Source organism: Fontibacter flavus (genome assembly GCF_042432905.1).
In the GTDB taxonomy this organism is placed as follows: Bacteria; Bacteroidota; Bacteroidia; order Cytophagales; family Cyclobacteriaceae; genus Fontibacter; species Fontibacter flavus.
The window spans coordinates 1-20,305 of record NZ_JBHLWI010000048.1 but is presented as its reverse complement, the minus strand read 5'-3'; the positions used below and the strand labels follow the sequence as shown (position 1 = coordinate 20,305).

The 20,305-nt window shown below is 39.8% G+C and carries 19 protein-coding genes; 13 read left to right on the top strand and 6 right to left on the bottom strand.

Annotation, left to right across the window (positions count from 1 at the left end):
- Window positions 1-46 precede the first annotated feature (46 nt).
- From ACFFIP_RS16320 to ACFFIP_RS16290, 7 genes are all read left to right on the top strand, one after another.
- The gene (locus ACFFIP_RS16320) at window positions 47-1,093 is read left to right on the top strand and encodes a PorP/SprF family type IX secretion system membrane protein (protein ID WP_382388777.1); all 1,047 of its coding nucleotides are present in this window, start codon (window positions 47-49) and stop codon (window positions 1,091-1,093) included.
- A 10-nt stretch (window positions 1,094-1,103) separates the two neighbouring features.
- Window positions 1,104-2,339, top strand: coding sequence for a M48 family metallopeptidase (locus tag ACFFIP_RS16315; protein ID WP_382388776.1), 1,236 nt, complete (start codon window positions 1,104-1,106; stop codon window positions 2,337-2,339).
- Window positions 2,340-2,438: 99 nt separating this feature from the next.
- Entirely contained in the window at window positions 2,439-3,323 is an 885-nt protein-coding gene (locus tag ACFFIP_RS16310; protein WP_382388775.1) for a phytanoyl-CoA dioxygenase family protein, read from the top strand.
- A gap of 6 nt (window positions 3,324-3,329) precedes the next feature.
- Window positions 3,330-5,336 (top strand): alpha-ketoacid dehydrogenase subunit alpha/beta, encoded by a 2,007-nt coding sequence (locus ACFFIP_RS16305; RefSeq protein WP_382388774.1) that lies wholly within the window; start codon window positions 3,330-3,332, stop codon window positions 5,334-5,336.
- Window positions 5,337-5,434: 98 nt separating this feature from the next.
- Window positions 5,435-6,163 (top strand): lysophospholipid acyltransferase family protein, encoded by a 729-nt coding sequence (locus ACFFIP_RS16300; protein ID WP_382388773.1) that lies wholly within the window; start codon window positions 5,435-5,437, stop codon window positions 6,161-6,163.
- A 150-nt stretch (window positions 6,164-6,313) separates the two neighbouring features.
- Window positions 6,314-7,645, top strand: coding sequence for an alpha-L-fucosidase (locus tag ACFFIP_RS16295; RefSeq protein WP_382388772.1), 1,332 nt, complete (start codon window positions 6,314-6,316; stop codon window positions 7,643-7,645).
- 208 nt (window positions 7,646-7,853) lie between these two features.
- Window positions 7,854-8,084, top strand: a complete 231-nt coding sequence (locus ACFFIP_RS16290) for a hypothetical protein (RefSeq protein WP_382388771.1) — start codon at window positions 7,854-7,856, stop codon at window positions 8,082-8,084.
- Window positions 8,085-8,143: 59 nt separating this feature from the next.
- On the opposite strand, the gene ACFFIP_RS16285 is transcribed toward ACFFIP_RS16290, so the two are convergent.
- Window positions 8,144-9,499 (bottom strand): transglutaminase-like domain-containing protein, encoded by a 1,356-nt coding sequence (locus tag ACFFIP_RS16285; RefSeq protein ID WP_382388770.1) that lies wholly within the window; start codon window positions 9,497-9,499, stop codon window positions 8,144-8,146.
- Window positions 9,500-9,769: 270 nt separating this feature from the next.
- On the opposite strand from ACFFIP_RS16285, the gene ACFFIP_RS16280 reads away from it, so the two are divergent.
- Window positions 9,770-10,075, top strand: coding sequence for a rhodanese-like domain-containing protein (locus ACFFIP_RS16280; protein ID WP_382388769.1), 306 nt, complete (start codon window positions 9,770-9,772; stop codon window positions 10,073-10,075).
- 39 nt (window positions 10,076-10,114) lie between these two features.
- Here the strand turns inward: ACFFIP_RS16280 and ACFFIP_RS16275 are convergent, their stop codons facing one another.
- From ACFFIP_RS16275 to ACFFIP_RS16260, 4 genes are all read right to left on the bottom strand, one after another.
- Entirely contained in the window at window positions 10,115-10,846 is a 732-nt protein-coding gene (locus ACFFIP_RS16275) for a 3-keto-disaccharide hydrolase (protein WP_382388767.1), read from the bottom strand.
- Window position 10,847: 1 nt separating this feature from the next.
- Window positions 10,848-11,276, bottom strand: coding sequence for a c-type cytochrome (locus ACFFIP_RS16270; protein ID WP_382388766.1), 429 nt, complete (start codon window positions 11,274-11,276; stop codon window positions 10,848-10,850).
- A gap of 22 nt (window positions 11,277-11,298) precedes the next feature.
- Window positions 11,299-12,351, bottom strand: a complete 1,053-nt coding sequence (locus tag ACFFIP_RS16265; RefSeq protein WP_382388765.1) for a sugar phosphate isomerase/epimerase family protein — start codon at window positions 12,349-12,351, stop codon at window positions 11,299-11,301.
- Between the two features lie 79 nt (window positions 12,352-12,430).
- Window positions 12,431-13,600: a Gfo/Idh/MocA family protein gene (locus ACFFIP_RS16260; protein ID WP_382388764.1), complete on the bottom strand. Its 1,170-nt coding sequence runs from the start codon at window positions 13,598-13,600 to the stop codon at window positions 12,431-12,433.
- 271 nt (window positions 13,601-13,871) lie between these two features.
- Between ACFFIP_RS16260 and ACFFIP_RS16255 the strand changes: the two genes are divergently transcribed.
- Genes ACFFIP_RS16255 through ACFFIP_RS16235 form a run of 5 tightly spaced genes read left to right on the top strand, consistent with a single transcriptional unit; the run spans window position 13,872 to window position 19,238 of the window.
- Window positions 13,872-15,101 carry a nucleoside permease gene (locus tag ACFFIP_RS16255; RefSeq protein WP_382388763.1) on the top strand — a complete coding sequence of 410 codons (1,230 nt, stop codon included), beginning with the start codon at window positions 13,872-13,874 and terminating at the stop codon, window positions 15,099-15,101.
- A 25-nt stretch (window positions 15,102-15,126) separates the two neighbouring features.
- Window positions 15,127-15,999, top strand: coding sequence for a hydroxypyruvate isomerase family protein (locus ACFFIP_RS16250; RefSeq protein ID WP_382388762.1), 873 nt, complete (start codon window positions 15,127-15,129; stop codon window positions 15,997-15,999).
- Between the two features lie 24 nt (window positions 16,000-16,023).
- A complete protein-coding gene (locus ACFFIP_RS16245) occupies window positions 16,024-17,703 on the top strand; it encodes a GMC oxidoreductase (RefSeq protein ID WP_382388761.1) in 1,680 nt (559 codons plus the stop codon).
- Between the two features lie 19 nt (window positions 17,704-17,722).
- On the top strand, window positions 17,723-18,277 hold the full coding sequence (locus ACFFIP_RS16240) for a gluconate 2-dehydrogenase subunit 3 family protein (protein WP_382388760.1): 555 nt from the start codon (window positions 17,723-17,725) through the stop codon (window positions 18,275-18,277).
- Between the two features lie 58 nt (window positions 18,278-18,335).
- Window positions 18,336-19,238, top strand: a complete 903-nt coding sequence (locus tag ACFFIP_RS16235) for a sugar phosphate isomerase/epimerase family protein (RefSeq protein ID WP_382388758.1) — start codon at window positions 18,336-18,338, stop codon at window positions 19,236-19,238.
- Between the two features lie 90 nt (window positions 19,239-19,328).
- Here ACFFIP_RS16235 and ACFFIP_RS16230 read toward each other — a convergent pair whose 3' ends face one another.
- Window positions 19,329-19,982 (bottom strand): MCP four helix bundle domain-containing protein, encoded by a 654-nt coding sequence (locus ACFFIP_RS16230; protein WP_382388757.1) that lies wholly within the window; start codon window positions 19,980-19,982, stop codon window positions 19,329-19,331.
- Between the last annotated feature and the right edge of the window lie 323 nt (window positions 19,983-20,305).

Sequence of the window (20,305 nt, the reverse complement as noted above, 5' to 3'; positions counted from 1 at the left end):
AGTGTTAAGCTTCTTGAGTTGACCCATCCAATTAACGAATAAAAACTTGCAAAGGTCTTATACATATCGTGTTTTTTTATTGGTCGCCAGTATTTTTATTTACGCCAACTCTTGGGGTCAGGATCCGCAATATAGTCAATATTACGCAGCCCCTTTATACCTCAACCCTGCTTTTGCTGGATCGGAGTTAGTCCCCCGTGTTGGACTCAACTACAGAAACCAATGGCCTGGTCTTGATGCACAGTTCACCACCTTCTCTGCATATTTCGATACTTTCTTAGAAGATTACAACAGCGGAGTGGGGCTTTTGGTTATGAGTGACACGGAAGGTGCCGCAAAGTTACGTTCTACTACTATTGCCGGTTTTTATTCTTATGAATTGAGATTGGGAGAAAAAGCCTATTTCAGGCCTGGTTTTAGGGCAAGCTATATCCGAAGAGATATTGGGTTTTATGAAAACCTGGTTTTTGCAAATCAAATCAATCCGACAAACCCTTGGGGCGACCTACTTCCTAGTGATGTCCCAGGATTCGGAGATCCAGTCAATCTTCTCTCTTTATCAGTCGGAGGCCTTTTCTTTACAGATAAATTTTGGTTTGGGGTAGCAGCGGATCATTTGAATCAACCCAACCAATCTTTCTTGGAAAATGGTATCAGTAATCTGCCATACAAACTTTCCATACACACAGGTTACAGAATTTCTTTGGGAACTGGAGGATATAGAAACGATTTCACCCACATGTACAAGCAGCGCTATATTGTCCCTACCATAAATTACAAAAGACAGGGCCCATTTGAACAATTAGACGCTGGTGCTTATTTATATATGGAACCCTTGATATTGGGTCTTTGGTACAGAGGTTTACCGTACAAACCAGTGGAGCAGCAAAGCAACAGAGATGCCATTGTATTGATGGCAGGAGTAAACCTGATCAACGGTGTGAGTATAGGTTACAGTTTTGACTATACCGTATCAAAACTAGGGATTCAGTCTGGGGGAGCACATGAGATCAGCTTATCTTTCCTTTTGGCTGATAGAAACCAAAACAAAATCAGGGGTAGAGACACTATCCTGCCTTGCCCTAAATTTTAATCACCTATAGATGGAAGTAATCTGGATCAAATACCTTTTGCTAGGGGTACTGACCTTAAATTTTATTGTCAATAACATCCTGGGTTATTTAAATATCAAAAGAGAGGTGCCACAGGTACCTGCAACCCTACAGGAATATGTTGACAGGGAAAAACTTCTAAAGGCCAAAAATTACCAAAAGGCAAATTACTCTTTTGGACTCATTACATCGTTTTTTTCTTTCATCCTTACCATTTGCTTTATCTATTTTGGCTTTTTTGGCTGGGTAGATAATTGGTTAAATGTCTACGTAGAACAACCACTATTACTCTCACTGGTTTATTTTGCTATAATCTTTATCGGTTCAGACATCCTTTCCATTCCATTTGACTATTACCAGGTATTTGTCATTGAAGAAAAATTCGGATTCAACAAAACATCAAAAAACACCTACATCACAGACAAGCTAAAAGGATATGTATTGTCTATACTTATCGGAGGTGGACTTTTAGGTATACTGCTTTGGTTGATTCACCAAATGGGGAAAGATTTTTGGTGGCAGTTTTGGATCATTTCCTCAGTTTTTATGGTATTTGTCAATTTATTCTACACTGCGCTTATACTTCCTCTATTCAACAAATTGGCTCCTTTGGAAGACGGAGAACTGAAGTCAAAAATAGTTTCCTATGCACAGTCAGTGAAGTTCCCCTTGGATAATATATTCGTCATTGATGGGAGCAAAAGGTCTTCAAAAGCGAACGCTTTCTTTTCCGGCTTTGGAAAAAGAAAAAAAGTTGTTCTATATGACACTTTAATTGATCAACATACACCAGATGAATTAGTAGCAGTCTTGGCACATGAAATCGGTCATTATAAGAAAAAGCATATCATTTGGGGAATGTCTGCCTCAGTCCTACAAGTAGGCGCTCTACTGTATATACTTTCTCTATTTATTTTCAGTGAAAACATGAGCCTAGCATTGGGGGGAAATAATATGGCCATCCATCTCAACATCATCGGGTTCACCATGTTATTCTCTCCTATTTCCCTGTTTTTAGGAATTGGCATGAATATGCTCAGTAGGAAAAATGAATTTGAAGCAGATGCCTATGCAAAAACAACTTACGCAGGGAAACCCCTGGCCGAAGCACTGAAAACCCTTTCTGTGAATTCACTCAGCAACATTAATCCACATCCTTGGTATGTGTTTGTCAATTATTCCCACCCACCCCTTTTGGAAAGGTTGCAAAAGCTGGAAAATACATAACCATCACACATTTTTTTAGCTAATCCCCTTACATAAAAAAAGAGATATTTTTCTTTAGCTTAAGACTGCTTAACTTCATACCAAACAACCGTGCGGTATATGACAGATCTTTCAAAAATCCACCATCCTATCAGCAGTTTATTTACTTTTCCTCAAAAAGCAGATGAATGGGATCAGTATCGTCTCAGTGACGAACAAGTATCCTTCTTTAATGAAAACGGCTATTTAGGCGGCATCAAACTTTTGGATGAAGCTCAATTTGAAGTATTAAAAAAAGAACTCGATGAGGTAGCAGACCTGCACCACCCTCTGCATCATCTTTTCCATGAATTCCATTCTAATGAATCCAGTGATCCAAACACAGTCCTTTTTCACTCTTTGGGCCACTGGCGCATATCCAAAGCCTTTCATGATGTGCTTTGGAATCCTGCATTTATCATGGCCGCATACCAATTATTGGGAGAACAAGGCGTAAGATTCTGGCATGACCAACTATTTTGTAAGCCTGCATACCACGGTGGAGTCGTGGCGTGGCATCAGGATTATTCCTATTGGACCCGAACAGTCAAAATGCAACACCTGACCTGTTGGTGTGGATTAGATGATGCTACAGTTGAAAATGGCTGCATTCATTACATCCCCGGAAGCCATAGATGGGGACTTTTGGAAAAACCTGCCCTTGCCGGAAAAATGGATGGCATTAAAGAATTTATGACTGATGAGCAACTAGCAGCTTTCAATCCTGTCCCTGTAGAACTCAGAGCCGGATTTGCTACATTTCACCATCCTTTGACTATTCATGGAAGTTATGAAAACCATTCCAATAGTAGCAGAAGAGCATTTGTCCTGAATGTTTTTGCAGATGGCACACTCTCTGACACAAATGAAGAATTATTAAAAGGAGTTCCTATCATACCGAAAGGCGAGAAAATGCAAGGGCAGTTTTTTCCATTACTTTTTTCTCCTAATTTGGCGGAAAAATAAACCCATATGACTATGATTAGCGAGGCGACCCAAGCCATGGTTTTTGACCGTAAATCTTATGATGATCAAACCCTGCTTAACCTCTATGAATCTTTATTGATGCCCAGAAGAATTGAGGAAAAAATGTTGATCCTCTTACGCCAGGGCAAAATTTCAAAATGGTTTAGCGGATGGGGTCAGGAGGCTATTTCTATCGGAGCGGTTAATGCATTAAATGAAGATGAATATATACTTCCCATGCACCGAAATCTGGGGATTTTCACTGGTAGAAACTTACCTTTGGAAAGACTTTTTGCTCAGTTTCAAGGAAAAAAATCAGGTTACACAAAAGGCAGGGACAGATCTTTTCATTTTGGCACAAATGAACATCATATCGTAGGGATGATTTCTCATCTGGGTCCACAAATGGCCATCGCTGACGGGATAGGCTTGGCACACAAACTATCTCAGGAAAATAAAGTTACTTTGGTTTTTACCGGGGATGGAGCAAGTTCAGAAGGCGATTTTCATGAAGGGCTCAATGTCGCTGCGGTTTGGAAGCTTCCTGTTATTTTTGTTGTAGAGCATAATGGCTATGGCCTTTCCACACCAAGTGAAGAGCAGTTTGCATTCAAATACTTCACTGAAAAAGGCCCGGGCTACGGCATTGAGGCAGTTAGAATTGATGGCAACAACGTGCTTGAAGTATATGACACCATCAAAACATTGGCTGAGGATATCAGGAAAAACCCAAGACCCGTGTTGGTTGAGGCGATTACCTTCAGGATGCGTGGGCATGAAGAGGCATCCGGGACCAAATATGTCCCTAAAAACCTCATGGAAACCTGGGCACTGAAAGACCCAGTTACCAATTATGAATCCTTTCTGGAATCTTATGGAATCCTATTGGCGGAAGATAAAGATCAAATCAATAAAAGAGTCAAATCTGCTATTAATAAAGGTTTGGATATCGCATTCGCTGAAGAAGCTATCCAACCGGATACCACCGAGGAGCTTTCCGATATTTACGCACCTTTTGACCAAAAAGTATACGAACCAAAATCGGATCAAAAGTCAGAGAAAAGATTTCTCGATGCCATTTCAGAGGGACTAAGGCAGTCGATGGAAAAATATCCAAACCTGGTACTGATGGGGCAGGATATTGGAGTGTACGGTGGTGCATTCAAAATAACAGATGGGTTTATCCATAATTTCGGCAAAGAAAGGGTAAGAAATACCCCGCTCTGCGAAAGCGCCATTATTGGGGCTGCATTAGGCCTTTCCATCAAAGGTTATAAGGCAATGGTAGAAATGCAGTTTGCTGATTTTGTATCCGTCGGCTTCAATCAAATCGTGAACAATCTTGCCAAAATACATTATCGCTGGGGTCAAAATGCAGACGTTGTGGTCAGGATGCCAACGGGAGCAGGAGTCGCAGCAGGTCCTTTTCACTCACAATCAAACGAGGCCTGGTTTTTTCATACCCCTGGGTTAAAAATTGTCTATCCTTCCAATCCTTATGATGCTAAAGGATTGCTGAATGCAGCCATTGAAGATCCCAATCCTTTCATGTTCTTTGAACATAAGGCTCTTTACAGATCAATCTCCGAAGAAATTCCTGATGAATATTATACAGTAGAAGTCGGAAAAGCAAAATTGGTAAATGAAGGGGATTTGATTTCTATCATCACTTATGGAATGGGAGTCCATTGGGCCAAAGCAGTAGTAGCAGAAATGGAGATTTCAGCTGATATTCTAGACCTAAGAACTCTCCTGCCTTGGGATAAAGTAGCTGTTGAGAAGACAGTCAAAAAAACCGGAAAAGTAATATTTCTTCAAGAAGATTGCCTCACTGGAGGAATTGGATCGGAAATAGCAGCATGGGTTTCAGAAAACTGTTTTGAATATCTCGATGCACCAGTAATGAGGGAGGGAAGTTTGGATACTCCTGTTCCTTTTGCTCCCAGTTTAGAAAAGAACTTCCTTCCACAGCAAAGATTCCGCACAAAGGTCAAACAATTGATTGCTTATTAAAAAAAACGAAACCCCTGAAATTCATTTCAGGGGTTGTTTGCAAGCAAAGAGTTAGTAAATTATTTTCGATACCCAAAATTAAACAAAGACTTCTGAAAATGAAAATCCTACAATGGATATACACCCTTTATTCTGCATTGATATTTGTCTCATTGATGTTGATTTTAGGATTATTCATTGTAATACCATTAGTCGTCAGCCGAAAGGGTGGCCATGTTTCATTCTTTTTTATTCGGATTTGGGCATCTGTATGGTCTTTTCTATCAGGAATCAGATACGAAATCCACGGTAGAGAGAATATCAACCCAAACCAACCCTACATTTATATTTTCAACCATCGTTCATTTGTAGATGCTCCAGTTATTCCTATCGCTATTCACCAGGAAGTACGCGCCATAGGAAAAAAAGAATTATCCAAGATTCCGGTTTTTGGATTTATTACCTCGCGGGTTGCAGTTTGGGTAGACAGAAAAGATTCAGCATCTAGAAAAGCCTCTGTAGAAAAATTACTGGAAATACTCAATAAGGGCATTTCAATAGTGGTAGCACCAGAAGGAACCAGGAATAACACCGATCAGACACTTTTGCCCTTCCAAAAAGGAGCTTTTAGGATTGCCGTAGAAACAGGGATCCCTCTCTTGCCCATGGCAGTAATAGGGGCAGATAAGATTATGAAAAGAGGATCTATTTTACTCAAACCAGGCACTATCCGTATTTATTTCTCCTCACCTATTGATCCATGCAAATACCAATACGAAGGAGGATATTCAGATCTTGCAGAAAAGTGTTACAACAGATTGGAAGCAATGATTCTTACCCATGAATAAATCCGGTCTAGAAAATAAGAAAACTCTATTAGACAGGAACCAAATTTTCTTTTATTGTGCATTTTTTACCCTAAAGAGGCTCACTTCTTTACTTTTTAGCAAACAAAGAGTAAATTTCTTTCATTGTGTACTTCTTTAGCCCCTATAACTATGACAACCAGAACGCTCTATTCTCTATTGGTTACGCTATATTTTTTCTTTCAAACGCATGCATTTTCGCAAGTTGACTACAAACCTTCAGAGGAAAATTTAAGGAATAGGGAATGGTTTCAGGACAACAAATATGGACTCTTCATTCATTGGGGTGTATATGCTGTCATGGCCGGGGGAGGTGACATAGGGGTTGCTGAGTGGATCATGAACCAAAAGCAAATCCCCATTGCTGCATATGAAAACCTACCGAATTTCTTTAATCCGACTAAATTCAACGCAGAGGAATGGGTGGCTATGGTTAAAAAAGCCGGCATTCGCTATATCACGATTACCTCCAAACATCATGACGGTTTTGCGATGTATGATTCTAAAGTATCTGATTATACCATTGTCAAAAAAACTCCCTTTAAAAGGGATGTTCTGAAAGAACTTAAAGATGCCTGTGACAAAGAAGGCATCAAACTTTTCTTTTACTATTCCCAATTAGACTGGCATCACCCCGATTATTTTCCACGAGGAAACACCGGAAGAGACTATACCGGAAGACCAAATTCAGGGGAATGGAGAAAATACATTGATTATATGAAAGCCCAATTGACAGAACTGCTCACCAACTATGGCGAAATTGGCGGTATTTGGTTTGATGGACAATGGGACAAGTATGAGGAAAACTGGTATCTGGATGAAATATACAGTCACATTCACAGCCTTCAGCCAGGTGCGCTGATCGGGAGCAACCATCATTTAGCACCTTTTCTAGGTGAGGATTTTCAGATGTTTGAGAGAGACCTTCCGGGAGAAAACACCATGGGGTTCAACAAAGGATCGGAAATTTCACAATCTCTTCCCCTAGAAATGTGCGAAACAATGAACGGAAGCTGGGGCTATAATATAAAAGATAGGAGATTTAAGTCCTCTTCCCAATTATTGGAAACCATGATCAGAGCAGCAGGTTATGGCGCCAACTTCCTTCTCAATACAGGCCCACTACCAGATGGCACTATCCAAAAAGAAAATATAGATACACTTATGGTGATGTCAAAATGGTTGGACAAATATGGAGAGACAATTTACGGCACCAGAAAAGGTCCAATCAGTCCTAGACCTTGGGGTGTCACTACTCAAAAAGATAACAAAGTTTTCCTTCACTTATTGGCTTGGAAAGATGAGTCCATCTTAATCCCTAGCTTAGGAAAAAAAGTAAAATCGGTAAAACTCTACGGTGACAACAGTCCTATAGCATTTAAAGAAAGTAAAGAAGGTATATTGCTTACTATACCTTATTCCAAAAGAAAACCTCTTGAAACCATTTTGGTTTTAGAAAATTGAACAGGTATAGTCTAACAGCAAAAGCTTATTTATTTACAAAAAATCAATAGGCTTTTCTTACACATTAAAGATTTCCCTTCAACTATTAATTGATGCTAAAAAGACTTGATATTTAGAAACTAAAGAAAAACATGCAATTCAAGTTGATCTTTGATATTTTTCTTAATTTAGATTCATATAATATTTAAAAACAACCAAAAACCTGTTTATGAAAAAGTTAAAATCACTCAGTCTATTGATTTTAGTCTTCGGTTTTTTGTTTGCCACTACTGTAACTTCATGTGGCAATAAGAAAACTGAGGATGAAACGGAGCAAGTTGAACAACCAGCAGAAGAGTCAGAACATCCTGCTGAAGAATCAGAACACCCTTCAGACAGTACTGAACATCCAAGTGAAGGCGAGCACCCAAGCGGTGGCGAACATCCTTCAAATGATTAAAATCTTCAAATAAAAAAGGGGTAGTGATACCCCTTTTTTATTTGAATGTTTTTTCATGATCAATTTTTTCTTTGAAAAGAAAAAGTAGTCAAAGGATAGGCTGCTTCACCTTCAACCTCCATAAGTGGATAGGCCAGAAAATTAATAGGGCCAGTTGAAGGTCCTGGTTCTACTCTTAAATCTCTACCCTGACTCAATTCAATCCTGTTGGCAGGATGTCTCCCGAAATAATAGGTGGCCAAAGCTGTGTATTTATTCCCCTCACTGATATCCACAGGCCACCACTTCCCTTCTGCATAAAATTCCGCCCAACAGTGGTACCCATCAATCCCGCCTTCATTTCGCTCTGATGGAATAGAAGCCCCTATTGAAAACCTTGCCGGAATATCAATTGATCTTGCCAAGGAGATGAAAAAAGAGTGAAACTCTGTGCAATTACCCGTTTTGGAGTCGCAAGCAAGAACTGAATTTCCAGTTCCGTATTCCCCAAATTTCATATAGCGCATATTGTCAATAATATAATCGTACAAAGCCCTTGCTTGCACCAATTTATTATCATTTTCTTTCCCCTTTATCGCCTCATTGGCGATCTCGCTGAACCTCCCGCCAATAGGCATCAAAAGATTTGGCTCAAGGTATTTTTGCATATCAGTTCCTTTTTCTTCATATGGACCTTTTTCTTTTCGAGTAACTTCGTATACTATTGAAATTTCATGCTCTGAATCTTGAGGAGACAATTCTAAAAGCAAAATCTTATTTCCGTATTCTTTCTCATCCAATACCCTATGTTTACCGGGCAGTTTCTCCAATGTGTAGCTTACCTTCTGATAATCATCAGATTGCGCAAGTGGAATCCAAACTTTAGCAGAGGTAGTAATTTTAGGTAATTTGGCCTGGTAGTAAAATTCAAAAGCATCCTCTCCTTCCACAATGCCCATCAAATCATTGGTGGATTTTTCAACAGGCACCCTTCTCCATGTTTTATCTACAACTTGCTTCCAGGTGTAGTAAGGTCTTCCGTTAAGTTTATGAAGTGAAGTCTCAGTAACAGACATGTTCCCCGGTTCACCTTCCATAAAAAAATCAACGTCATAGACATCACCTTTTTCATCTGCCAAGTCTACGCAGGCAAAGAATTTGTTGGGACCAAGATTAGACAAGTACTCTGTATGGACCCGTACAAGTTTCAACTTAAAATCTCCTCTTTCATCATTAACCAAGAAAAAACCATCATTCTTACTGGTTTCTGCATCGATATAAGCCTTAATCCCCGCTTCAATTTCTGAAATCGGAATTTTACCACTGGATATTATATTCTCCTTATCATTTTCTTCACTTTTGTCATTTCCTGACTGCTGACATGCCTGAAGCATCCCTAAAAGGATAATCGCGAATCTGAATGCATATTTTATCATTTGAGCAATTAAACTAAATTTTCGAAAAATTCAATACTCTCTTTCTCCATGTTTCGTCACTTAGAAAAATAAAGTGATTTTTGACACTGAAAAGAAATGAAATTTATTTGTAGGTTTCAGCCTAATTATCAGCACCCAATATTCAAACTAAACATGAAACACTTCTTTCTGTTCCTAATTCTCTAACTTGGACTTAACAGTTGCGGCCAAAATTCAAAAGATATTTCTGCTCAAAACAATACAGAACAAGCAGATAGCTTTATAAAGAATGTGGATTCACCTACTTTTAAAAATTTATCAGAGTCAGGAAATGGAATTGTCCTTGATGTGAGAACTATGGGTGAATTTACACAAGGACATCTTCCTAATGCGGTCATTGCAGATATCTATCAGAGGGATTTTATTGATAAAATCAATCAACTTCCAAAGGATAAAGAAATCTATGTGTATTGTACTGTTGGTGCAAGAAGCCTTCAGGCAGCACAAATTCTTCAAAAAAATGGCTTTTCTAGAGTTTATAATTTACAAGGAGGCATAATGGATTGGTCAAGAAATAAGTATCCAATCCTTAGATAAATCAAAAAAAATCCGGAACGAAATCCGGATTTTTTGTTGTTACAATTTTTTGATTCTAATATTTCTAAACCATACCTCGTCACCATGATCCTGTAGGGCAATTTTACCTTTTTGATATTTGCCGAATCCAGGCATATCCTTGAATTTGGAGTTGGCCACCATTTCTTCCCATTCAGGAGTCCACATGGTTGTTGAGACAACCATCACTCCATTCAGGTGAAGTTCTAAATTACCGTCTTTCGCGATAATTTCGGCTAAATTCCATTCTCCAACAGGTTTTACAGTTTCTTCACTGGACTCTATTAGATCATAAAGATCACCAGCACGATGGGTGATGATTTTAGCATCGGGGTGTCCGTCGTTATCCAAAACCTGCATCTCTGGACCTGTCATCCATGAATACGCAAATTCTTCAGATTCATGAACATAAAAGATAATCCCCGAATTACCATCTTTTGCAATTTTCCATTCGACTTGGAAGTGAAAATTATCAAATTCTTCATCCGTAGCGATATCTCCACCATCTCCTGTCTGCCAACCATCTTTATTACTGGCATCCAAATAAATGGCACCGTCCTGAATTTTCCATGCTGCACCTACTTCTCCTCCGCCATATTTTGACCAGCCATTGAAGGTTTCTCCATCAAATAAACTGATCCATTCATTTTCAACTATCTCAATTGATGTTTCCTCAGTTGATTCTTCTTGATTACTTCCACAGGCAAAAGCAAGACCTGCACCAAGCATCAAGATATACGCTGAATTTTTCATATTATTTTTTCAGTAAAAGGACATATTTCACAATTGTCTCAACATCCTCTTTGGCAAGATGAGGATGGGCAGGCATTGGTACCTCTCCCCACACGCCAACATTTCCATTGATCACATGTGAAGTCAGTAATTCAAGGTTTTCTGCATTGTTCTCATATTTTGCCGCAACGTCAGCATAAGAAGGTCCAACTATCTTTCTTTCCACCATATGGCAAGCAGTACAACCGGCTTCTTTAGCTTTGGCTGAACCGGCTACGAAAACCGGATCATCTTTATATTTATCTTCTAAACTGACACTTTCAGCCGTAGAGGTAGTAGCTGCAGGCGGTGTATTGGAGCCAGAATCTGAGGAGTTTGATCCTCCACCACAAGAATAAGCGATTGCAGAAAGGGCAATTACACCCATTGATAAGGATTTAATAAGTTTCATGATAATATTGGTTGATGTAAATTTAAATTCCTAAGATCTTTTTATTAAAGGCCTCGTCCGCACCTGCAGCTGCAAAATCATCAAAGGCTTTTTCTGTTACCCTGATGATATGGTCTGCGATAAATTGCGCACCTTCTATGGCGCCTTGTTCTGGATGCTTGATGGCACATTCCCATTCCAACACTGCCCAACCTGAGAAATCATATTGGGAAAGTTTGCTAAATATACCACTAAAATCTACTTGTCCATCACCTAAAGAACGGAATCTTCCTGCTCTGTCCACCCAACCTTGGTAACCACCGTAAACACCCTGTTTACCGGTAGGATTGAATTCGGCATCCTTCACATGGAACATTTTAATTCTTTCATGATAGAAATCAATGAATTGCAAATAATCCAGACACTGCAACACGAAATGGCTCGGGTCATAAAGAATATTGGCCCGCTTATGGTTATTGACTTTTTCTAAAAACATTTCAAATGTTATACCATCATGAAGGTCTTCTCCTGGATGAAGTTCATAGCATACATCTACACCATGTTCTTCAAAAGTATCCAGAATAGGCATCCATCTTTTAGCCAATTCAGTAAATCCGGTATTGACCAATCCTGCGGGACGTTGTGGCCAAGGATATACTGTATGCCACATTAGAGCACCTGAGAAGGTAGCATGGGCATTTAAACCTAGATTTGCTGATGCTTTCGCAGCGTATTTTAATTGCTGGGTTGCCCATTCAGACTTAGCTTTTAGATCACCAGCGAGATTAGCAGGTGCAAACGCATCAAAAAGCTCATTGTAAGCAGGATGTACTGCCACTAATTGTCCCTGTAAGTGAGTAGAAAGCTCAGTTATTTCCAAACCGGCAGCGTTAACAATGCCTTTAATTTCATCTGCATAAGTTTTACTTTCGGCTGCCTTTTGAAGGTCGATCATCCTTGCATCCCAAGATGGTATCTGAACACCCTTATAGCCAACATTTGCCATCCATTCACAAATGTTTTTCAAATTGTTAAATGGGGCTACATCATCAGCGAATTGTGCAAGAAATATTGCAGGTCCTTTTATGGTTTTCATAGGTCTTTATTTTGATTGATTAATTGACATTTTTTTATTTATAAATCTGGAAGCAAGAAAATCACCTCTGTGATCTATTTTAATATTTCACTTCAAACGGTGTCCATTTTTGTTCCGATTCAGAACTGGCTAGGACATGATCAATAAACGCCATTCCACGGATACCGTCTTCTGCACCTGGAAAATCCCACCACTCTGCTTTTGGCTCCTCTCCTTTTCTCAATGAGTAAATGCAGCGTGCAAAATTCCTGTAGATATTGGCAAATGCCTCGATATATCCTTCTGGGTGTCCTGCAGGGGTCCTGGTGTTTTCATTAGCCAAAGATCCCAAATAGCCTGTTCCAGCCCTATAAATTTCCGCCGGCTTGCCTGGCCATCTGACAGTCAGGGAATTGCAATCTTCCTGCTGCCATTCCAAACCACCTTTTTCTCCATAAACCCTTATTTTAAGGTTATTTTCACATCCTGTATCCACCTGTGAGGCTGTCAAGATTCCTGAAGCATTATTTTCAAATCTCATCAGGACTGCTCCGTCATCATCAATTGGACGACCTGGAATTTTTATATCCAAATCCGCACAGATTTTGGCTACTTTGACTCCGGAAACATATTCGGCAAGATTAAAGGCATGGGTGCCGATATCTCCAAAGCATCCTGCTTTTCCATTTCTGGCCGGATCTGTCCTCCATTCAGCCTGCTTATTATTTTCATGCTCCAAAAGCTTGTACAACCAGCCTTGAGGATATTCTACATACACTTTTCTCACTTCTCCGATGGCCCCATCAGCTATCATCTGCTTCATTTGCTTGACCATCGGGTAACCTGTATAGGTATGTGTCAGACAAAATAATTTATCGCTATTCTTGATCACCTTATAGAGTGCCTGAGCTTCTTCATAGGTCAAGGTCATTGGCTTATCAAGGACTACGTGAAACCCATTTTCCAAAGCCTTTTTCGCTGGATCAAAGTGGACGTTATTGGGAGTCACAATGCTGATGATGTCAATTCGCTCCGATTCAGGGAGTGCAAGTTCCTTCTCAATCATCTCTTCATAGGAAGCATATACCCTTGATGGGTCAAGCATCAATTCTTCACCTGCTTTTTTTGATTTCTCCGGATTACTGCTGAATGAACCTGCTGTCAGTTCAATCAATCCATCCATCAATGCAGCATTTCTGTGAATAGCACCAATAAATGCCCCAGGGCCTCCACCTACCATCCCCATCTTCAGTTTCTTGTGAGCCGTCATACTAATTTCGGTTTAAAGGTTTATTGATTTACATTATTTGGGTTAATTTCCTGAAAGATAATTTATCCTTTCTATTCACTTAAAAAGGAAATGAAATAATTGACCAACAGCAGTAAGATGTTATGAGTGGTAAAGAATTCAAGCTTAGAATATCTTACTTGAAGGTCGGTTTTGGTAAAATTAAAATTAAGTCAAAAAACCTGAATTTTAAACAGTAAATTGATAGTTTACCATTTCGAATCAAGTTTATTTAACCAAAGCCTATTACCAAATGCCCCTATTGCTTAGATCAAAACTCTCTATCATGATGTTCCTGGAATTTTTTATTTGGGGATCATGGTTTGTCACATTGGGCACTTTTTTAGGGATTAATTTGCAGGCGACTGGTACTCAGATAGGAGCGGCTTTCTCCACCCAGTCTTTAGGAGCCATCATTGCCCCCTTTATCATAGGCTTGATTGCAGACCGTTACTTTAATGCTGAGAAAATATTGGGATTCCTTCACCTGATTGGTGCTGGATTGCTCTTTCTCGCCTATCAATCCCCTACTTTCTCGGCATTCTATCCGTACATTTTAATGTATATGATCATTTATATGCCCACATTGGCACTGGTCAATTCAGTATCTTTCAGACAAATGAATGATCCTGAAAAGGAATTTTCTCCAATCAGGGTATGGGGCACCATAGGATGGATTACAGCCGGATTGGCTATAAGTTATGTGTTTGTCTGGGATTCTGCTACTGGAATGCAGGAAGGTTTACTGAAAAACACTTTCCTAATGGCCTCTTTTGCATCACTTCTCTTAGGCCTTTTCAGTTTTACTCTTCCCAAAACACCTCCAAAGGCATCAAAAGCGGACAAAATCAGTTTTTCAGATATCCTTGGCCTAGACGCTATATCCTTATTAAAAGACAGAAATTATGCAGTCTTTTTTATCTCTTCTATCCTGATTTGCATCCCGCTTGCCTTTTACTATCAAAATGCGAATCCTTTTCTGGCCGAAATTGGAGTGTCAGACCCTACTGGCAAAATGACCATTGGGCAAATATCAGAGGCACTTTTCCTTTTGCTCTTACCCTTTTTCTTTAAACGATTCGGATTCAAAAAAACATTGTTGGTAGGAATGATGGCCTGGGTAGTAAGGTATGCGCTTTTTGCATTAGGAGATGCGGAAGGCGGGTTATATCTACTGATCATAGGCATAGCCTTACATGGCATTTGTTATGACTTTTTCTTTGTATCCGGTCAGATCTATACAGATGCCAAAGCAGGAGAAAAATTCCAATCAGCTGCCCAAGGATTGATCACACTGGCAACTTATGGCATCGGAATGCTCATAGGCTTTGCGATTGCAGGCCAAGTATCTGATCATTATTTAATAGCAGATAGTACACATAATTGGAAATCTATCTGGATGATTCCATCAGGTATTGCTATATTAGTAGTCCTGTTCTTTTTGTTTTTCTTCAAAAACGAACCAGCAAATAAAAATCTCTAAAACCAAACCTATTTAAATTAATCTTATGACCCAACTTAGCCGAAGAACCAGTCTTAAAAAAATGGTACTGGGATCAGCAGCTTTGAGCTGCCTTCCCATCCTTCAAACTGAAGCGAAAAGTTTAGAAACTCCTTTAAAAGGCAATGTTAACCATGCTGTTTGCCACTGGCCATTTAACCCCATGTCTCTAGAAGACCTCTGCATCGCAATCAAAAAAATCGGCTTCAACGCCATCGATCTGGTTGGCCCCGACAACTGGCACATCCTACAGAAACATGGTGTGGAATGCTCCATGGCAAATGGCGCTGACATGGGAATTGTCCAAGGATTTAATGATAAAGCCAACCATGATCAATTATATGAAGGCTATGCAAAAGTTATTCCTTTGGTCGCAAAGGCAGGATACAAGAACATTATCGCATTCAGTGGCAACAGAAACGGCATGGATGACGAAACCGGCCTGCAGAACTGTACAGAAGGCCTAAAAAAAGTGGTTGGAATTGCTGAAAAGCATGGGGTGACCATCATCATGGAACTACTTAACAGCAAAGTGGACCACAAGGATTACATGTGTGACAACAGTGCTTGGGGCGTAAAGTTATGTAAAAGTGTTGGCAGTGAAAACTTCAAATTGCTTTACGACATTTACCATATGCAGATTATGGAAGGCGATATTATCCGCACCATCAAAAGAGACCATCAATACTTCGGTCATTACCATACAGCAGGTAATCCTGGAAGAAATGAAATAGACAGTTCCCAGGAAATCAACTATCCAGCAGTAGTAAGGGCAATTCTAGATACTGGGTACAAAGGTTACCTTTGCCAGGAATTCATCCCTAAAGCAACGGATAAAATAGCCTCTTTAGAGCAGGCAATCAAAATATGTGATTTATAAGAGTAAACTAATACATTATTTATTATGGCAGATAATACCTATGATGCAATCGTTGTCGGGTCAGGAATCAGTGGTGGTTGGGCAGCGAAAGAACTTACAGAAAAAGGTTTGAAAGTTCTATTATTAGAAAGAGGTCAAAATGTTGAACACATCAAGGACTACAAAACCGCAACCCAAGCTCCTTGGGAAATACCTCACAGGGGCAGGAGAACGGTTGAAATGATAGAAAACCATCCCAATCTGAGAAGAGATTATGTGTTGAACGAACAGAATGTACACTGGTGGGCACATGAAGCAGACTCTCCCTATGTAGAGAAGAAACCTTTTACTTGGTTTAGAGGATATCAGGTAGGCGGAAGGTCTTTACTATGGGGAAGACAAAGCTATAGATTGGGAGATATTGATTTTGAAGCCAACCTCAAAGAAGGTATTGCTGTGGATTGGCCTATAAGATACAAGGATCTGGCGCCTTGGTACAGTTATGTTGAAAAATTCGCCGGTATTTCAGGAAACAAAGATGGCTACCCTATACTTCCTGACGGAGAATTCCAACCACCAATGCCTCTCAACTGTGTAGAAAAAGATGTTGCTGATAGGGTTAAGAAAGCTTTTGACGGAAAAAGACTGGTTACTATCGGTAGAGTAGCTAACCTGACACAGCCACTTGAAGGGCGAACCCAATGTCAGTTTAGAAACAAATGCTGGTTGGGCTGTCCTTTTGGAGGCTATTTCAGCACGCAGTCATCAACATTGCCAGCAGCCATGAAAACAGGCAATCTCACCTTGAGACCATGGTCAATTGTGACACGCCTTATCTACGACAAAGACAGTCAAAAGGCAACAGGAGTTGAGGTTTTGGATGCCGAAACCAATCAGACCTATGAATACAATGCCAAAATCATTTTCCTTTGCGCATCTGCATTCAACTCAACAGCTATTTTGATGAGAACGGCTACCGACATTTGGCCAGGAGGTCTGGGAAGTAGCTCAGGGGAATTGGGACACAATGTGATGGACCACCATTTTAGATTGGGCGCCAATGGGATCGCTGAAGGTTATGAAGACAAATATTATTTCGGCAGAAGACCGAACGGCGTCTACATACCTAGATTCAGAAATGTCGGAGATGACAAGAGAGACTACCTAAGAGGTTTTGGTTATCAGGGTAGTGCTTCCCGCTCAGGTTGGAGCAGAAATGTGGCAGAAATGAACTTTGGCGCACCTTTGAAAGAAGCGTTGAGCGAGCCAGGACCATGGAGCATGGGAATTACTGCATTTGGCGAAATCCTTCCATACCATGAAAACACCATCAGCCTTAGCAAAACTGTAAAAGACAAATGGGGACTTGAGGCATTGGAAATGGATGCCGAAATCAAAGAAAATGAAAAGAAAATGAGGGTGGACATGATGAATGATGCAGCTGAAATGTTGGAAGCAGCAGGACTCAAAAATGTCAAGACATTCGATGCCGGATACACTTTTGGACAGGGAATTCACGAAATGGGAACTGCGAGAATGGGCCGCGATCCAAAAACATCCGTCCTCAATGGCAATAATCAGGTCTGGGATGCCAAAAACGTATTCGTCACAGATGGGGCTTGTATGACTTCTGCCGCTGCACAAAACCCATCCCTTACATACATGGCCCTTACAGCCAGAGCTGCTGATTTTGCAGTCAGTGAACTTAAAAAAGGTAATCTTTAAATCTTAAAAGAATTGAATCATGGCAATGAATAGAAGAGACGCACTTAAAAGTGTTGCATTGATGATGGGAGGTGCTATGGTAGGTGCCAATGTCATCTTTACCGGCTGTACTCCTGAAGATCAGCTCATAGGCTTAGATTTCTCTCCAAATGACATCGCATTTCTTGATGAAATAGGTGAAGCCATTATCCCAACTACAGATACCCCGGGAGCAAAAGCAACCGGTATAGGTGAATTTATGGCAATGATGGTCAAAGACACTTATAATGGAGAACAGCAACAGACTTTTGTCGATGGCTTAAACTTCATTCGTTCAGACTTCAAAGCATCAGAAGGAAAAGACTTCATGGATGTCAGTGTAGAAGAAAGAACTGCATACCTCAATGCTCTAAAAAGCAACACCAATACAGATGAAAAAGGAAAGGCAGTGTTGGGTATGCTTCAGGATTTAACTGTCCTGGGCTACTTCACCTCTGAAATTGGTGCCACACAGCAATTGCGTTATTTTGAAGCTCCCGGAAGATATGATAGTTGTATTGACTACAAACCAGGAGATCGTGTTTATGCATTATAACAAACTTATTTAAAACCAAGAGACTGTTTACAGCAGTCTCTTTTACTTCTTACTCAGCATGAAAAATAGAAGAAAATTTATCAAAGCCAGCGCTGTCCTTGGAGTTGGGGCCATGTTACCATTCCAGTTTTGCTCATCTCCCAAGAAGGAAGATAGCGTAGCTACTGAAGCCATACTGGGAGCATCAAAAGGAATTTTAGATGATTTCGGCATTCAGCTCTATTCTGTCAAAGAGAATATGGCGGAAGACCCTGTAGCCACAATTAAAGCTATCGCATCATTTGGATACACTCAGATTGAGGGATTCGATGGAGGGAAGGGAATTTTCTGGGGCATGAAAAACACGGAATTTAAAAGCCTAACAGATGATCTGGGACTTGACTTTATTGCTTCCCATGCCAATACCTTTGAGAATCTTGAGGAACAGGCTGAACAGGCCGCAGCTATTGGCATGAAATACCTCATTTGCCCTTGGGTCGGACCTCAAAAATCCATGGATGACTTCAAGAGGTTGACCGATGACTTTAACAGGCAAGGAGAAATCTGCAAGAACCATGGAATCAAATACGCTTACCATAACCATGGCTATACTTTCGTAGAATTAGACGGTCAGATCCCACAGGATTACATCATGGAAAACACTGATCCAGATTTGGTAGACTTTGAAATGGATACCTATTGGGTCTATACAGCAGGAAAAGATCCTATTGATTACATCAAGAGATTTCCTAACAGGTTTACTCTTGGACATGTCAAAGACAAATCAGGAGATTTACCTTTTGAGGAAGCAAATGGGTCCACTCTTATCGGAAAAGGAATCATGGACTTTCCAAGCATACTCAGAGCAGGTATGGACAATGGAATGAAATATTTTATAGTCGAGCAGGAAAGGTTTGACGGCACAACCCCAATGGAAGCTGCTGAATTAAATGCTTCATTTATGAAAAACTTTGTGTTTTAAAAATCCTATACAAAAGCGAAGGGACTGATTTTCATCGGTCCCTTTGTTTCTAATATCTGCTCCTACTTATTGATAAAAACTTTAGCGTGATTAGTCCACAATTCCTGTGCGGATGTTTCTTGACGTATATATCAATAAATAAATAATCACCAATAGTATCACCAAAGCCGCTACTTCAAATTGCGCCCAAATTTTTGATCTGTTAACGACTTTATCAGAATTCATGGCAAGAATTTTACCCTCATCCAATTGAATCTGTGAAAGCTTTTCCAAATCGGTAATTGCTCTTTCTATATAAGAGTTATACTCTTTGACTTTTGACGCATTGATTCCTGATTCATCCGAATACAACAAGGCATAATCTGAAATACGTAGGTTGTCTTTAATGATTCCTTTAAAATCATTTAAAAATCCCGCTTCAACATTTGTCAATTTGGTATTTTCAAAGTCCACCACAAGCTTTAAAATATCTTCTTCATAACCTATGATTTCATCAATGACATGTGAGTAATCACTCTCAAATTCACAATGGTTGACCAACAGCTTTATACGGAAAAGCTTTTCAGAAATAGAGAAGATATAACTCTCTACCATTAATCGATCTTCATAAAATGAAATAAAACTATCTCCTAATTCATTGAAGTTTTTTCTCTCCAATACATTTTTACCAAAGATCATCGCTATAAGGATGGTAAGTACGATGGCTGCTTTGAGTTTTCTGTTTTGGTTTTTGTTTTTAGGCATGGCTGGCTAATTAGTGAACTAATATAAGGAGAATCCTAATTAATAAGATTTTGGGTAAAAAGCTAAATATTCAACCAAATAAAATTTTTAGGACCAAATTTTCAAACTTTCAGGAATAAAAAAACCTCCCTGAAAAGGAGGTTTTGGTGATCCCGCTGGGGCTCGAACCCAGGACCCTAACATTAAAAGTGTTATGCTCCTGACTTCCGCAGATTATTCACCGTAATTTTTTAAGTTATTGAATTTCAATGTTTATGGATTCTTAAGTTTCGGTTTTGGGTGTCCCAGGGGATGATTTTATTAAATTAGTCCATGTTTGTCCG

Bases quoted from the DNA above. Each gene is read 5' to 3' on its own strand.
- ACFFIP_RS16260 (WP_382388764.1), bottom strand. From the start codon at position 13,600: ATGACGGCTCACAAGAAACTGAAGATGGGGATGGTAGGTGGAGGCCCT.
- ACFFIP_RS16310 (WP_382388775.1), top strand. From the start codon at position 2,439: ATGACAGATCTTTCAAAAATCCACCATCCTATCAGCAGTTTATTTACT.
- ACFFIP_RS16285 (WP_382388770.1), bottom strand. From the start codon at position 9,499: ATGATAAAATATGCATTCAGATTCGCGATTATCCTTTTAGGGATGCTT.
- ACFFIP_RS16255 (WP_382388763.1), top strand. From the start codon at position 13,872: ATGCCCCTATTGCTTAGATCAAAACTCTCTATCATGATGTTCCTGGAA.
- ACFFIP_RS16250 (WP_382388762.1), top strand. From the start codon at position 15,127: ATGACCCAACTTAGCCGAAGAACCAGTCTTAAAAAAATGGTACTGGGA.
- ACFFIP_RS16305 (WP_382388774.1), top strand. From the start codon at position 3,330: ATGACTATGATTAGCGAGGCGACCCAAGCCATGGTTTTTGACCGTAAA.
- ACFFIP_RS16295 (WP_382388772.1), top strand. From the start codon at position 6,314: ATGACAACCAGAACGCTCTATTCTCTATTGGTTACGCTATATTTTTTC.
- ACFFIP_RS16245 (WP_382388761.1), top strand. From the start codon at position 16,024: ATGGCAGATAATACCTATGATGCAATCGTTGTCGGGTCAGGAATCAGT.
- ACFFIP_RS16300 (WP_382388773.1), top strand. From the start codon at position 5,435: ATGAAAATCCTACAATGGATATACACCCTTTATTCTGCATTGATATTT.
- ACFFIP_RS16265 (WP_382388765.1), bottom strand. From the start codon at position 12,351: ATGAAAACCATAAAAGGACCTGCAATATTTCTTGCACAATTCGCTGAT.
- ACFFIP_RS16230 (WP_382388757.1), bottom strand. From the start codon at position 19,982: ATGCCTAAAAACAAAAACCAAAACAGAAAACTCAAAGCAGCCATCGTA.
- ACFFIP_RS16270 (WP_382388766.1), bottom strand. From the start codon at position 11,276: ATGAAACTTATTAAATCCTTATCAATGGGTGTAATTGCCCTTTCTGCA.
- ACFFIP_RS16235 (WP_382388758.1), top strand. From the start codon at position 18,336: ATGAAAAATAGAAGAAAATTTATCAAAGCCAGCGCTGTCCTTGGAGTT.
- ACFFIP_RS16275 (WP_382388767.1), bottom strand. From the start codon at position 10,846: ATGAAAAATTCAGCGTATATCTTGATGCTTGGTGCAGGTCTTGCTTTT.
- ACFFIP_RS16290 (WP_382388771.1), top strand. From the start codon at position 7,854: ATGAAAAAGTTAAAATCACTCAGTCTATTGATTTTAGTCTTCGGTTTT.
- ACFFIP_RS16240 (WP_382388760.1), top strand. From the start codon at position 17,723: ATGGCAATGAATAGAAGAGACGCACTTAAAAGTGTTGCATTGATGATG.
- ACFFIP_RS16315 (WP_382388776.1), top strand. From the start codon at position 1,104: ATGGAAGTAATCTGGATCAAATACCTTTTGCTAGGGGTACTGACCTTA.